This window comes from Thermoflavimicrobium daqui (assembly GCF_003313465.1).
Lineage (GTDB): Bacteria > Bacillota > Bacilli > Thermoactinomycetales > Thermoactinomycetaceae > Thermoflavimicrobium > Thermoflavimicrobium daqui.
The window spans coordinates 23612-38913 of sequence record NZ_KZ845682.1 but is presented as its reverse complement, the minus strand read 5'-3'; the positions used below and the strand labels follow the sequence as shown (position 1 = coordinate 38913).

Genomic DNA, 15302 nt, shown 5'->3' with positions numbered 1-15302 from the left:
AGCGAATCGAAATGGCATCCAGTTCAGATGCAAAAAGTGTGGTTATACCTGCCATGCTGATCTGAATGGAGCAATCAATATAGCTAAAGCCATTTCTGGGTTAGTAGCCTAGCGTACTGGTAACAGGTACGCCACCCATGTGGGTACACTCTAACCACATGGGATGGGGTGATGACACACCCCTGAACTTGGGCGTTGTCCAAAACGGAAACAGACTACGGACGCTAACGACCCAAGAATCCCACGGCTGAAGCCGTGTGGAGTGTCAAATCTTCCGATCACCACTCTAAGTCTAGGAATGACTTGGGATTGGATCGAATGATACAGCCTTTTCTACTAATTATAAATCACCAAAATCAAGCGAACTTGCTTTGGTATAGTTTGTTACTTTCTGCTCGAAGAAATCGGTTTTAGTTGCATTCAAATTGGCAAAACTATCTACCCACTTCATGGGGTGAGTCGTATATTCTGGATACAGAATTTCAAAACCTAAGCGATTGAGCCGTTCATTTGCTAAGTATTTAATATATCGCTCAATCAGATTATTATTTAAGCCTGGAATTTGGTTATTTGTGATATACTGTCCCCATTTAATTTCATGTTCGACAGCTGTTCTGGTCATATCTCGTAGTTCTTCGATGAAGTCAGGACTAAAAAGATCAGGCTCCTCTTTCCGAAGCTCTTTGATCATATTTTGGAACAAGACGACATGTGTTAACTCATCACGTTGGATATATTTGATAATGGTTGCAGTTGCAGTCATTTTTCCAGCTCGTGCCAAAGAGTAAAAGAAGGAGAAACCACTATAGAAGTACAGAGATTCTAGTAAGAAATTGGCCATACATGTCCGCACAAATTGTCGATCATCCTTTTGCTCGACAAACTGCTGATACAGGTCGGCAATAAACCGATTTCTCTCTAATAAATGCTCATCATTTCTCCATTCATCGTAAATATTTTCTCGTGTTTCCGGTGAACAAACACTATCTAAGATGTAGCTATAAGATTGAGCATGAATTTCCTCCTGAAATGCCTGAATATTTAGCAGTGATGATACCTCTGGCGCTGTAATATATTCATTAATATTAGGGAGATTCTCACCTTGGATCGAATCTAAAAAGTTTAAAAAAGAAATGGTTTTATCAAAAGCATGACGTTCTGCTGTGGATAACTCATTAAACTCTTTTGCATCACTTGCGAGTGGAATCTCCTCCGGCACCCAAAAATTATTTAACATAGTACGGTATAGCTTAAACGCCCAGTCATATTTGATCCGATTCCACTCCCGTAAGTTCGTGGTATTCCCATTAATTAGCCGTTGTGTCCCGCGTTGTCCATGCTCATTAAAGATTTTCTTTCTCTCAAGTTTAGCCATTAAAAAATCTCCTCTCTATATCTAAAAAAATACCGTATTGATTGGAGTCGATTCGTTACCCTTGATGAATAACGAATCGACACGAGTAACCCTTTCAAAATCGGTCACATAGGATCCTAGGTATTGATCAAATACTGTAGCTATCTTTATGAAGAGCAGCTTACACACTCTTCCACTTCAATTGATTGATTCCGTACATAATAAAGTGTTTTAATGCCATGTTCCCATGACTGAATATACAAGTCTAAAAATTCACGCGCATTGGTATTAGGAGTGATATATAAATTCATCGATTGAGATTGATCAATATGCTTTTGCCGTTTTGCAGCTGCTCGAATACTCCATAGCTGGTCAATGTGGTGCGCTTCTTTATAATACCAGGTCGTTTTGGGTGAAAGGTTAGGTGCTGTTTGAGGAATCGATGCTCCTCGCTTTTCTTCTACAAAATACTTCGCATAAACGGGATCAATGCCTGCAGTGGAGCCGGCAATAAGCGAAGTAGAACCAGTTGGTGCTACTGCAAATACCCAAGCATTTCGCATACCGTATTGGGCAATATCTTGGCGTAGCTGTTGCCATCGCTCGCTTGTATATCCTCTTCTATCAAAATACTCGCCAGTCTGCCACTCACTACCTTCAAAAAGGGGATAAGCTCCTTTTTCTTTCGCTATTTCCATTGATGAACGAATAGCATAATAAGCAATATTTTCAAATAAACGATCTGCTTCTTCAAGATGTTCTTCTGATTCCCAAGCAATCTGACGTCCAGCTAAATATTGATGATATCCACTGGTTCCAAGTCCAACAGCCCGATACTTTTGATTGGTATATTCAGCTTGTCTTACAGGGTAAATATTCAGATCAATCACACTATCTAACATCCGCATTTGAATCGGAATGATACGTGCAAGATCCGCTTCACTATTAACCCGCCCCAAATTGATAGACGAGAGATTACAAACCACAAAGTCTCCCGGTTTTTGTTTCGTAACAATAACGCCATCTTCCAACTCTTCACTCAATAATTCAGTCGGTGACATATTTTGACAAATTTCTGTACATAGATTGGACGAATAAATCATGCCTTGATGTTTATTTGGATTAGCTTGATTCACTGTATCTCTGAAGAAAATAAAAGGGGTCCCTGTTTCAAAAGCGCTAACCATGATCCGCTTCATAATATCAATGGCTGGAATTTCAGTCTTTGTCAGTTCTGGATGCTCTACACATTCGAGGTAACGACGCTCAAACTCTTTCCCATAAGAATCTTCGATAGAGTATCCCATAACTTCACGAATTTCATGAGGATCAAATAGATACCACATACCACGTTCTTTGACACGTTGCATAAATAAATCTGGAATACAAACCCCAGGAAAAATATCATGTGCTTTTAAACGATCATCACCATTATTGGTACGCAGATTCAAAAAATCTAAAATATCCGCATGCCAAATATCCAGATAGATCGCAAAAGCACCACGGCGAACTCCTAACTGATCAACAGCAACAGCTGTATTATTATAGTTACGAATCCACGGGATAACACCACCTGAAGCACCTTTATGTCCACGAATTTTCGAACCTTTGGAGCGTACTTTTCCTAGATAAATCCCAACCCCTCCGCCATGTTTCGATACTTGTGCTGTTGAAGAGTTAGTATTATAAATAGACCATAAAGAATCCCCAACCGTGTCAATAAAACAAGATGAAAGTTGGTGTAAAATCTTCCCTGCATTCGCTAGTGTAGGAGTGGCTACAGTTAGTTCAAGCTTAGACAATACCTCATAAAACTTCTTTGCCCATGTTAATTTGTCATCTTCTTTTTGTGCTAGATGCATCGCAATAATCATAAATCGTTCTTGCGGAAGCTCCATGACCTCATGATTATAATCACGAACAAGATAGCGATCCGCTAGCACTTTTAAACCAATATAGTTAAATAGCTTGTCCCGTTCAGGTATAATCGCATTTTGTAACTCTTTGATTTCTTCTGGGCGATAAGTTTCTAAAAGATATGTCCCATATAATCCTTTTTTCGTTAATGTATGTATGAGATGATACAAACTTCCGTATTTCTGCTTCACGTCATAACCACGGTGACGCGCGGCTGCTTGATACAAGCTATATGAGAGAATCCGTGCTGCAACAAATTGCCAGTCGGGTTCTTCCATACTTGTTTTCTCTACTGTAATTTGTATAATTTCTTGAATAATCTCATTATCTGTTAAATTATCTCTTAATTGACCAAGAATTTCTTCCATCAGTTGGTTATGATCCAAATGAGGAAAGTCTTTACACGCTTCTTCAATTAGCGGACGAAAAGGGTCCAATAGAGTATTTTTTTCCTTAACATCTAACATCATTATCACGCCCGATCTATATATAGTCGCCTCTTGAGTATATACAATACAACATATTGTGCAAACCTCTAAAAAAGGTAAATTATTAACTTTATGAGAGTAAACATCCAACTAAAATCGTTTTTTGTTTTTCTTTCTTTTTGAAGCTACTTTTTTCAAATTTGACTGACTGAAAGATATATTAATAGAGAAACAAGGTTGTAAAAATATTTAGATTCCTCTTTTTTCTATTTATGAATAGTAGCAATGTATTAAACATGGTTTATAAATTTTTGACACGGAAAAAAGCGTATGATCTATAAATGATTAGTATCAATCTACATCTTGACATCAAATAAATGGGATGACCATATTCCTGTTTGGTCACCCCTCTTAGCTAACTTTTTCTCATCTTAGATGATCATAGAGAAACATTACCTAAATATCTCTTAAATACATGATAATCTCTTGCAAGTTTTGTTTAAAACGGTTCATTATTTTCTGAATGGTTGAGTCGAAATATAACTTTTTACTGTCATAGAGACTCCTGCCTTCAATTGACGATACATCGTGGGCAGGTTGACAGCTACCCGTACTATATCAGTCATGCTGATGTAGTCCCTGCAACTAGGTACTCAATTCCCTTGCGGTGCAGGTTCATCGCTCCAATACGATCATCATTGGAAATATATTGACAAGTTCGACATTGGAAGATGTTCTTTTTCTTATTTCGGTTCGCTTTCTCTGTGTGACCACATTTTGGACAAGTTTGAGAAGTATAAGCGGGATCGACAAAAATCACTGTAGATTGATTCATTTTTGCCTTGTACTCGATCATCTGGCAAAGCTGAAAGAATGCCCAGCTTACAGTATACCAACGATCACGTTTACATTCGATTGAGCAGACTTATAGCGTGCAATCACCGTTTTCATAACAGATTGAGCCATTTGGGAGCGTAGATTGTATACAGAACGCAATTCTCCATATGTGACTTTATGTAATTTTGCTTGGACTAGATTTTTGGTTTCAAACACAACACCAGATAAAAAGTTGCACCCGTTCTTATAAGCGCTGAGTGTTTCTTTAAGTAATTGGACCTGGTCCATATTTGGACAAATCTTTATCTTTGCAGTAATTGTTATTTCCAACTATTCCACCTTCTCTTCACTAAAAATATTTTTATCATAATATCTAGTGAAGATAAAGTAACTAATTATATTTTTCAAAAGGAGAGAACGACAGTAGGCACAGAGAATATTGTTTCCCTAAGCACCCCTAAAAAGAAGGGGTACTGGGAAACGCAGCCATCCTCTATGCCTTTAAAAAGGCGAGTCTCCTGTCGGCAATTATCATGAAATCAGCAGCTTTTTATCAACCATTTTATCTAGAATTTACTTTTGTGTAGTGCTATGGCTCCAATCTTGTGTTGCACTTCCCTCTAAGTACCGTTCACAATCAAGAGCAGCCATACATCCGGTTCCAGCGGCAGTAATAGCTTGACGATAAACGTGATCTTGTACATCACCACAAGCGAATACACCAGGTACATTCGTACGTGTAGTACCAGGCTCTACCACGATATAGCCTAATGCATCTGTTTTCACTTGACCTTCAAGGAATGCCGTATTAGGTTGGTGTCCAATTGCGATAAAGATCCCTTCTGCTTCAATTATCTCTTCTTCACCTGTTTCGTTATTACGAACCTTTAACCCACTTACACCACTTTCTCCCCGAATCACTTCAAGTGGGGTACGATTAAAATGCCATGAGATCTTTTCATTTGCTTTTGCACGATCTTGCATTATTTTCGAAGCGCGTAGCTGATCACGGCGATGAACCACTTGTACTTCGGAGGCAAATTTTGTTAAGAAAATGGCTTCTTCCATCGCCGAATCTCCGCCCCCCACTACGATAATCTTTTTACCTCTAAAGAAGAAACCATCACAAGTTGCACAAGTGCTAACACCTTGACCGATGTTTTCTCGTTCTTGTGGGATTCCGAGTAGTTTCGCTGAAGCACCTGTAGAAATAATTAGTGCTTCAGTCTCGATCACATCTGATCCTACAAATAGTTTAAAAGGGCGATTCGATAGATCTACTTTTTTTACCCAACCACGCTGGAATTTTGCTCCGAAACGCTCTGCTTGTTTACGCATATTATCCATTAACTCTGGTCCCATAATCCCATTTGGGAAACCAGGGAAATTTTCTACATCTGTAGTGGTTGTAAGTTGTCCACCTGGCTCTGATCCTTCAATCACGAGCGGTGACATATTAGCACGTGCTAAATAAATAGCTGCTGTAAGACCAGCTGGTCCTGTTCCTAGTACGACTACTTTATTCATGAGTAAACCTGCTACGAAAAACATAGAAAAAATATCCCTATAACTAAAAAATCCCTGTTTCATTGTAAACTGCCTTGCGACTCTATCCACTCTACAGGTATCTATTTAACCTACGAGTATCTTGGATTGAATTTAAACTTCGTTTTCATCTGGGGGATCATTTCTATGCTTTGTAGCAGTTTCCCTCCTTTCGAAATATAAAATAAGGATAGACTAGCAATTTTATCTATACTTCTAGGTTTGAGTTAGCCATCCTAGAAATATTTATGTAATCAGGTACGTCTGTCTCTTCTATTTTATATGATATTCTTTCTTCAGCCAACTTTTTTCCGTTTATTGTTTCACACAGATGGACAAGTCAACCAAGATACAGATTCCATTTTTTAACCATGATGTATCATGATGAACAAAATAGCTCTTTTCACAAATGTTCAATTGATCACATATTTTATGATTATGAAACAAAAAATAGCTGGTTTCCAAATTTCATTTTATTTAGAAACCAGCTAATAGACTTATTCAGGGCTGTTGAATTTGCATCATATTAGAATGGAGTGAGTGCATGTTTTTGCCACGTGACTGATGATGTCTGGCAAGGATGAGTCCGAGTCCGCTTCTGCTCATTCCATCAGATAGAAGACTTATTATTACCTTGTGAAAAATTACTTGTCTTTTACACTTTTCGGATTACTTGGTTTACTTTCATTGTGTAAACGATCAACTGCTGTTACATAGTAAATATACTTTTCATCGGACTTGGCACTCTTATCCGTATAAACTTGTACTAAACTTGTCTTACTACTCCGTCGCACTGTATGAATCAGATGCTGTGGATTTTCAAAATCTATTTTTTCTCCCTTTTTAAACCGGTATACTGTATAGTACGTTGCATCACTACGAGGATGATCGTTCCATACGAGAGAAACACCTTTTGGAGTTCGTAGGGCTGTATGAATGGTCGGTGCTTTAGGAGGTTTAGCATCAAGCCATGGCATGGTTGGAACAAGAGCTGGATACTTATATAAGTCTTGACTTAGACGGTCTTTAAAATTTAAACGATTTGCTAGTAAATCCGTTACACTAAAAAACATGCTTCCTTTTACATCTGGATATTGCATATTTAATTTTAACTGATTTGGCATTTCTTCAGGATCCATCCATGCAGGTGGTGACTCTGTCCCAATTTTGTAAGCGGCTTGTCCAATGTAAAGTTGTACATTCTTTCCTTTGACCTCATTTTCCCACCATGGAACTAACTTCTCATAGTCAGCAACGGCTAAGCCTCGATTCCAGTATATCTGTGGGGTTACATAGTCCAGCCACTCATTTTGAATCCAAGTACGTGTGTCTGCATAGATCGTTTCATAGCTTTGCGAGCCTCTTGTATCCGAACCAGTCGGGTCACTACTTTTATTTCTCCAAATCCCAAATGGGCTAATACCAAACTTCACATAAGACTTTTCTTTTTTAATTGCTGTAGATACCTCTTTGACTAACATATTAATGTTATGTCTACGCCAATCGTGTTTACTCTCAAATTTTCCCGCCCCGTATTTTTGATATAGCTCTTCATCTGGGAATTCTTGACCCGCTACAGGATAAGGATAGAAATAATCATCAAAGTGCACAGCATCAATATCATATTTTTTGACAACTTCCATCACGCTATCAATAACATGTTGCTTCACTTCAGGAATTCCTGGATTAAAATAGAGCTTCCCACCATAAGAGACAACCCAATCAGGATTTTTCTTCGCTGGATGATCAGGAACTAAAGCCTCTAAATTAGTATCCATACTAATTCGATAAGGATTAAACCAAGCGTGGAATTCTAAGTTTCGTTTATGTGCTTCATTTAACATAAAAGCAAGTGGATCATAACCAGGATTTTCTCCTTGCTTGCCAGATAGATATTTGGACCAAGGATTTATCTTCGATGGATAGAAGGCATCCGCAGTCGGGCGAATCTGGATTACCACAGCATTCATTCCCATCGCCTTTGCCTCATCCAATAGCTTAATCATTTCTGCTTTTTGCTCTTCTTTACTTAAACCTGTTTTAGAAGGCCAGCTTATATTTAAGACACTAGGAATCCACACAGCGCGAAGCTGTCTTTTGACCCATGTTGTATTTTCGTTACTACTTTTATTCCCTTGCACCTCTTTTTTACTTTGTGCCACTCCAATATTTACGGTTAGAAGTGTCATCGTAAGGATCGCAGCGAGAAAAAAGCAGATCATATTTTTTAGCGAAAATATAGATTTTGTCATCTCTGCCTCCCTCTTTATTTAAAGAATAAAATATTATTAAGAAAAATAACCTCCTTTCATTAATCAATATTTAAAGTAGATAAAATACATAATATATTTCGTTACCTATATCAAAAAAACCTGCCATATTTATAAAATAACTCCCCTTATCACTTTAAGTTTAGATATAATTTAGATGGGATGCCATTTAAATCCAATTATTTATCCGATTATTCAAAAAATAGAGTTCGTTATCCAAAAGAATAGGATGAATAACGAACTGTAACTTTCAATGAATGATAAGATTATTTTATATAAAGTTGGAACCACAGGTGAATATAACCTGCAGTAATACGTTGTGCTTCATCTAATCTTTTTCCAATGACTGGTTTTACTGCTTGCTTCCACTTTCTTTCCGAATCCTTTTGACCCTTTTTACCTTCTTCCACCCATTGCTTGATTTCACTAGTCACAATCGGAGGAAAATCTTTTTTAGCTTGGACTGCAGCTGCGTGCAACCAGATGGCTGGATCTTTAGAGCTTTGCCAGTTCCAAAAAGCCTCTTTATCCTTAACAGTGTAATCCTCTTGTATCGATTCTGTATAATCTTCAAATAAAGTATGGTAACTTGTCGGCTTATCTAGATTGGTGAAATTTGCTGCATGCATCGGTTGTGTTAGATCTGTAAAAAAATGGAGTGATAATCCTAGTAAATAAAATGCCTGTTTGTATTCTCCTTTCTGATAAGAATCCCCTGCTTGCTTAAAATATTTTGATCCGGCATCTTTCGCATGCTCTTTGTCTGGAATATATGTTTGACCCTTATCGGGATCATAAAAATGTGAGGCAAAAGTAAAATGATCGTTGTACTTCGCTTTATGATCAGCATCATATAAGCCTTGCTCCCAATCTCGTTGCCATTTTTTTAATAAATCTAACTCAGACTGTTCAACAGGAGAGCCTACATTTCGCTGCATAAGTTCTATCGCATGCTGTACAATCCATAAATGAGTATTATTTGTTGCTTCATGAGGTTTTCCTGTATTCCATTGTGGATATGGTGATTCAGTTTTCCCCATTCCCAGAATCATGGGTATTGGAAAGCCCAACATTAGCAAAGAGAAAATGATCGTCCAACATAAACTTATTCCCCTTAGTTTCAAATCGTTCACTCCTTGGTCATGTTTTTATAACAAAAAGAGAATCTGCCCCTCTTCCGAAAAACCCTGATTTGTTCGGGTTATAACCTATTAAACAATATTCCGATTTAACCAAAAAAGAAATAGTCATATTTCCTAAATTATTTATGATATCGTCTCATTCAGTTTATTTATGTAAATATCTATTTTTCATAGTGAAGTATCAATCGATTGATCACTAACTTTTTTGTACAAGCTTCCAATCACTCTTTATATGCTTTTATCAGATGTTTTCTTCTAAAAAACCCGCTTACCACTCCTATGAACTTATCAGTCAAAAGTCGATCCTACACAAAAAGATTCGCGGCTTCGTCTAGGAATGATCTAGGTTTTGAATCAAGTTATGCAACATGTTGAATATATACTGAACTCCTTATTTTTGATACAATGATCCTATTATTCTACTCTTCCTACTAGATTAGGGGTTAAAAAAATGACGATCCATTTTCATGTAGTAAAAGATGAAATAGATGAACTTATTGAGTTTCTTACGTCCGAAAACTGGCCTTTTCACGGGATAGAAGCTCCAAGTCCAACACAGATCCGGGAAGCTTTTATGAATCACTATTATACAGGGGATAGTGTAAAAACCATTTGGCTACAATACCATGAACAAAATATTGGTTTAATCCGTTTATTTGATTTGCTGGATTCAATTGCTTTATTCGATCTAAGAATTCGCCATAATTATCGTGGAAAAGGATTTGGAAAGCAAGCTCTTCAATGGCTGACTCATTATGCATTTACCCATTATCCCCATTTGATTCGAATAGAGGCTCATACACGTGTTGATAATTTTGCTATGCGAAAAACTCTCTACAATTGCGGATATATCAAAGAAGGATATCATCGTCAAGCATGGGAACAAGGGGATCAATTATTTGATTCTATCGTTTATGCTATGATTCGTTCAGACTGGGAGAACCAAACACGAACACCTATCAGACTACACGATGTTGATTTCTAATGGAACTAATAGAACATACCCTTTTATACTTAATTCATTGCTAACCTATGAATTAACATTAGAATAGTGAAGAGGTGTCTCTAATTATGCTATTAGAAGTAATCGCAACTCATGTGACTGATGCAAAGATTGCAGAAGAAAGCGGTGCAGATCGGATTGAATTGATCACGGGAATCTTAGAGGGAGGACTAACCCCTAGTTATGGACTGATTGAGCAAGTAGTGAATGCTGTTCAAATCCCAGTCAATGTTATGGTTCACCCTCATAGTGCATCTTTTTGCTATAACTCAGATGACTTAAAGACGATGCAAAAGGATATCCAAATGATTAAGAAACTAGGTGCCAATGGCATTGTTCTAGGAGTACTCACTCCAGACCAAAAGATTAATGTGGAGGCACTTCAATTTCTCTTAAGTGAAGCAGATGGATTAGATGTTACGTTTCATCGCGCTTTCGATGAGGTTCCCGATCAAGAAGAAGCATTCCATACCCTTCTTCAGTTCCCACAGATCAAAACCATCTTGACATCGGGTGGACAAAGTAATGTTCTCCATGCGGTAGATCAAATGAAACAACTGGTTCAGTGGACAGAAAATACTCACATCCAAATTTTAGCGGGTAGTGGGCTAACCATCGCAGCTTTACCTGACTTTCTCAAAGCGACCAATGTACAAGAGATCCACTTTGGAAAAGGTGTACGTAGAAATGAACAAGCTCTAGAGCCCATTGATGGTGATAAAGTCCGAGCAATCAAGCGGTTATTTTAGCTTTCGGAATTACTATCAGCAAAATACCTATCCTGCCATAGATAAAATTCATCTAGAAAGAGATTTCCCTTTCTTAAGGTAAAGTAAAAAATCCCTCTCTCGTAATCAGAAAGAGGGATAACTTTTTATATAAAATTAACAAAGTGATAGTGGAGAGAACTCATTTCAATAGAGCAACAACCTTATTTTTTCTTCAATACTTCATATAAACGATCCGGGAAATTAGTAAACATACCTGTTACTCCCCACTTAATCAAACGATGCATCTCTTCTTTTTCATTTACTGTATATGGATGTAATAAGAAACCAGCTTGTCGAACCTTTTGTACATAAGTTTGATCGATATTCTTATAATTGGGGCCGACTCCGATGGCATAAGTTTTTAACTCTGCAATTGTTTTCTTATCCATTGGGAAGTTACCGAGTTGTACCAAAGGTACTTGGGTGTCCAATTGATGCACCTTCTTGAGACTATCAGGGCTAAAAGATTGAATAATGACTTGTCCTCGTTTGGATCCTTTACCAAGCAATTTATGTTTTTTTAGAGAGCGAATTAGCTTTTCTTCCATACCTGGATATACTTCTGGCGCTTTGGTCTCGATATAGTAGTTAGCACTTCGTCCAAAGTGGCTCAATATCTCTTCTAATGTTGGAACTTTTAAACCTACATAAGCTGGATTTGCTTTCTCTGGATATTTTTTATTAAACCAAGAGCCTGCATCTAATCTTTTAATTTCTGCCAAAGTATGATCTTTCACTCTACCTAATCCATTCGTTGTCCGATCGAGTGTTTCATCATGCATCGCAATCAGATGCCCATCTTTGGTCATTTGAAGATCTAATTCGATATAGTCCGCTTTCATCTTTTTACCCATGTCATAGGCTAAAAGAGTATGCTCTGGTGCATGACCAGAGGCTCCACGATGCGCTACATTAATCACTCGATCTGGTGAGAGCAATTGATTTTTTCCCATTGCTGAAACAGAAGTGGGAGAAAAACTAAGAGTAAGACCTATCCCAAGTGCAGTAATAAAGCCTAATGTTCGTTTTAACCAACGTTTCATTCATTGACACACCTTTCAGGGCAATTTAATAAGTCTACTATTCTAGTTTTAAAAGAAGAATATTTAGTCTAAGTAAACTTAACCTTAAATATTAATAAATTTAGTTTTGATACCGTATCATAAACGTTTTCTTAGCGAATCGATATCAGGTTATTTGACTTTTAAACAGGGAATGTGTAGAATAACACCAACAAATAGCCGAAAAATCAATTAATATGAGCTTGTTGAAAGCGATTATTTATTCTGAATCTCATTTAAAAGGGGAAAAAACATGGATTCTTTACTTAGAAAATTAATCAAACTAATTGGGGATTTCCTGCAAGTCTTATTTAAACAAAGGATTTTAAATATAGTTAGAGATGGATCAAGTGGTACATTCAACTCAAAGGAAGCTTTCATACAAAATTTATTCCACAAACTATCCAAATTAAAGCCCTATCTTAACCAAGAAACGATTTCACGAATGCTAGATCAGTTATATTGGAAGATAAAAGGGAATCCTCATGTCATCACAGCCTCATCAGGAAAATCAAATATCATCTTACGTATACTAGGCGTTATTCTTTATGAGCTCCAAAGCTTTATAAGAAAATATTCTCCCATTATCTGTGATACGCTTGATAAAGTCGCCCAACGCTTATTACAAAGATAATTTATCGTTTACGGTTATTAAGTATTTCTAATATATCTAGCTATACAGATGAGATCCATCCATGTAACTTGGATGGATCTCATCTGTATAGCTAAAGAAATCATTTATCAATTACTCAATGAGCCTTAGATCTGATTCAATACCCCTTAGCTAATTTTCTCTTTACCTTCATTGGACAAAGGAATACGACAGATCATAGTCACTCCACCATATTGATTACCTGTTAACATAAAACTCCCTTTTAGACTTTCAATTCTTTCATTCATCGATATGATCCCAAAACCCGGCTTTTCTTCATTCATACCAATCCCATCATCTTCTACTCTTAGCTCAATCCAATCGATATGATAAATAATCTTTACATAAATCGTTTTTGCATGCCCGTGTCTTTTAGCATTGGTTAGAGCTTCTTGGAGACATCGTGTTAATGTCCAGAAAATCGGCTTAGCAATTCTCCTTTCTTCTCCTTCTACCTGTTTTACGATTTTTGTATTGGTATGCGAAGCAAACTCCTTACAAATATGAGTAATATGCTCCGAAAAAGAAACTCCTTCATCCAATGGTGCCATTTGATGAATACTTCTTCTTACCTCTTCCAATCCATTTCTAGCTACCTCTCTTAACCGATCTAATTTCTTTTTTCCTTCTTCTGGATTGGTATCAATCAAATAAGAGACCGCATCCATCCCCATAATCACTGAAGTAAATGTATGTCCCACCGAATCGTGAAGCTCCCTTGCTAGACGATTTCGCTCTTCAAGCAAAGTAATTCGTTCCACTTGTTTACTATAATACTCTAGCACTCGATTTTGCTCTTCGATTTCGACTTTTCCAAAGTAATTGGATTCCAAAGCCAATGCCTAATGAGATGGTATTCATAAGTATACTCGTAATCATCGATGCAATTTCATTCATTATATCCGCTTTCTGTATAACAATCATTTCGATAGCTGGGATGACACCTAAAAATATAATAGCAAACCACCGCAATACTCTCCACGGTACTACAAATCCAACGATCAATAGCGGAAAAGAAAGAACTCGGGAATAACCATTTGTAATATAAGAGAAATAGATTTCACTAACACTATTAGAAGAAAAGAAAGAGGAAGTAAAATCATATGAATATACTTCGGACGCCAAAAGACAAGAGGTAATACGTGGCTAACAATATGTAAGATGATCAATTCTAAAAAAATTTTTCTGGGTAAAATCCTAGGTAAGTCAGAGGTATAGATATATACAAATATAGAGGCTACTATGATATTACCTACCATGACAGTTGCAGAAAATATCGCTTTCCCGATGCAGTCCGATAAACTCCCTAAGAGGCAGCAAAAACAAAAAATTATACACTTAAACAAACCAATATAGAATCCGTTAAAAAAATCTCTGGTGTGAAAGAAATCACAACCTTTAAAGAAGCAAAAAATATCATTTGGAAAACGAAAGACCAAGAAACCCGCCAATTTTCCGTTTTGAGTATGGATGAAGACTGGATCCAATATCATCCTTTATTTACATCCAAAGAATCTACTAATGAGCTATTGAAAAAGCTATCCAAATCATACACGATTCTTCTAAGTCAAACAGCCTTCTCAGAATGGGGTGGAAAAGTCGGTGAAAAAATCACGATCCATACATTTAAAGAAGAACAATCCTTTGAAGTCGTTGGAGTTGTAAATACACTTAAGCTAAATGGGTATATCGGTTTCTCTTCTGATATTCGCTTTTCAGATGAATTTGGTATAAATAAAACGAAAAATATGTTAATCACTTATCATACACCTAATGATGAAGATCAGGTTAAAGAACAAATTTTAAGTCAATTGGGCAGTCAACTTAACAAATTAAATATCACTAAGATGCAATTGATCCGAGCTGAGAAAAATGCCGGACAAATCAATATCTTTTATGGATTGTTACTCCTAGCCATTCCTATTTCAGGTATTGGAATTGTGAATACCCTATTGATGAACGTAATAGAGCGCACTAGAGAAATCGGTGTCATGCATGCCATTGGCTTTGCAAGATCCAAGATCAAAAAGATGATTCTAGGTGAAGGACTAATTATTGGAGTTACAGGTGTCTTAAGTGGTATTCTCTTAGGATTCATCATTCTATACTTCTTGACTAAAGTGATTGATCTCGAATTAGATAGTGGTTTTACTATCCCTTGGTTGAAAATTACCATTGCAAGCTGTTTAGGAATTTTGCTTAGCTTGTTCACTTCCCTCATCCCTGCTATGCGGGCAACAAAGATCCCATTAAACGAATCTTTGAAATACGAACAAATGTTCCTCATCTAAAATATGGGTAAAAACATCCTAGGAGGTCTAAA

The 15302-nt window shown here is 37.0% G+C and carries 14 protein-coding genes; 5 read left to right on the top strand and 9 right to left on the bottom strand.

Annotation, left to right across the window (positions count from 1 at the left end; all coding sequences use genetic code 11):
• Positions 1-112: zinc ribbon domain-containing protein (locus tag DL897_RS17430; protein ID WP_145962243.1), on the top strand; the 112-nt coding region annotated here is incomplete at its 5' end.
• A 228-nt stretch (positions 113-340) separates the two neighbouring features.
• Here DL897_RS17430 and DL897_RS17425 read toward each other — a convergent pair.
• From DL897_RS17425 to DL897_RS17400, 7 genes are all read right to left on the bottom strand, one after another.
• Entirely contained in the window at positions 341-1375 is a 1035-nt protein-coding gene (locus DL897_RS17425; protein WP_113660391.1) for a ribonucleotide-diphosphate reductase subunit beta, read from the bottom strand.
• A gap of 146 nt (positions 1376-1521) precedes the next feature.
• Positions 1522-3738, bottom strand: a complete 2217-nt coding sequence (locus tag DL897_RS17420) for a ribonucleoside-diphosphate reductase subunit alpha (protein WP_240627492.1) — start codon at positions 3736-3738, stop codon at positions 1522-1524.
• A 583-nt stretch (positions 3739-4321) separates the two neighbouring features.
• Entirely contained in the window at positions 4322-4534 is a 213-nt protein-coding gene (locus tag DL897_RS18760) for a transposase (RefSeq protein WP_240627491.1), read from the bottom strand.
• 47 nt (positions 4535-4581) lie between these two features.
• Positions 4582-4866 (bottom strand): transposase, encoded by a 285-nt coding sequence (locus DL897_RS18755; RefSeq protein ID WP_240627490.1) that lies wholly within the window; start codon positions 4864-4866, stop codon positions 4582-4584.
• Between the two features lie 243 nt (positions 4867-5109).
• Positions 5110-6063: a thioredoxin-disulfide reductase gene (gene trxB, locus DL897_RS17410; protein ID WP_113660389.1), complete on the bottom strand. Its 954-nt coding sequence runs from the start codon at positions 6061-6063 to the stop codon at positions 5110-5112.
• A gap of 662 nt (positions 6064-6725) precedes the next feature.
• Complete coding sequence (locus DL897_RS17405; RefSeq protein WP_240627489.1) at positions 6726-8333, bottom strand: glycoside hydrolase family 10-like protein; 1608 nt, start codon at positions 8331-8333, stop codon at positions 6726-6728.
• 284 nt (positions 8334-8617) lie between these two features.
• Positions 8618-9475, bottom strand: coding sequence for a phospholipase C (locus DL897_RS17400; protein ID WP_113660388.1), 858 nt, complete (start codon positions 9473-9475; stop codon positions 8618-8620).
• Between the two features lie 469 nt (positions 9476-9944).
• Here DL897_RS17400 and DL897_RS17395 point away from each other — a divergent pair, with 469 nt between their 5' ends.
• Positions 9945-10478, top strand: a complete 534-nt coding sequence (locus DL897_RS17395; RefSeq protein WP_113660387.1) for a GNAT family N-acetyltransferase — start codon at positions 9945-9947, stop codon at positions 10476-10478.
• 86 nt (positions 10479-10564) lie between these two features.
• Positions 10565-11245: a copper homeostasis protein CutC gene (locus DL897_RS17390; protein WP_113660386.1), complete on the top strand. Its 681-nt coding sequence runs from the start codon at positions 10565-10567 to the stop codon at positions 11243-11245.
• 182 nt (positions 11246-11427) lie between these two features.
• On the opposite strand, the gene DL897_RS17385 is transcribed toward DL897_RS17390, so the two are convergent.
• Positions 11428-12309 (bottom strand): glycerophosphodiester phosphodiesterase, encoded by an 882-nt coding sequence (locus tag DL897_RS17385; protein ID WP_113660385.1) that lies wholly within the window; start codon positions 12307-12309, stop codon positions 11428-11430.
• A gap of 271 nt (positions 12310-12580) precedes the next feature.
• Here DL897_RS17385 and DL897_RS17380 point away from each other — a divergent pair, with 271 nt between their 5' ends.
• Positions 12581-12961, top strand: a complete 381-nt coding sequence (locus tag DL897_RS17380; RefSeq protein ID WP_113660384.1) for a hypothetical protein — start codon at positions 12581-12583, stop codon at positions 12959-12961.
• Positions 12962-13107: 146 nt separating this feature from the next.
• Here DL897_RS17380 and DL897_RS17375 read toward each other — a convergent pair whose 3' ends face one another.
• The gene (locus DL897_RS17375) at positions 13108-13812 is read right to left on the bottom strand and encodes a sensor histidine kinase (protein ID WP_168188868.1); all 705 of its coding nucleotides are present in this window, start codon (positions 13810-13812) and stop codon (positions 13108-13110) included.
• Positions 13813-14358: 546 nt separating this feature from the next.
• On the opposite strand from DL897_RS17375, the gene DL897_RS17370 reads away from it, so the two are divergent.
• Positions 14359-15270 (top strand): ABC transporter permease, encoded by a 912-nt coding sequence (locus tag DL897_RS17370; protein ID WP_113660382.1) that lies wholly within the window; start codon positions 14359-14361, stop codon positions 15268-15270.
• The last annotated feature ends 32 nt before the right edge of the window (positions 15271-15302 follow it).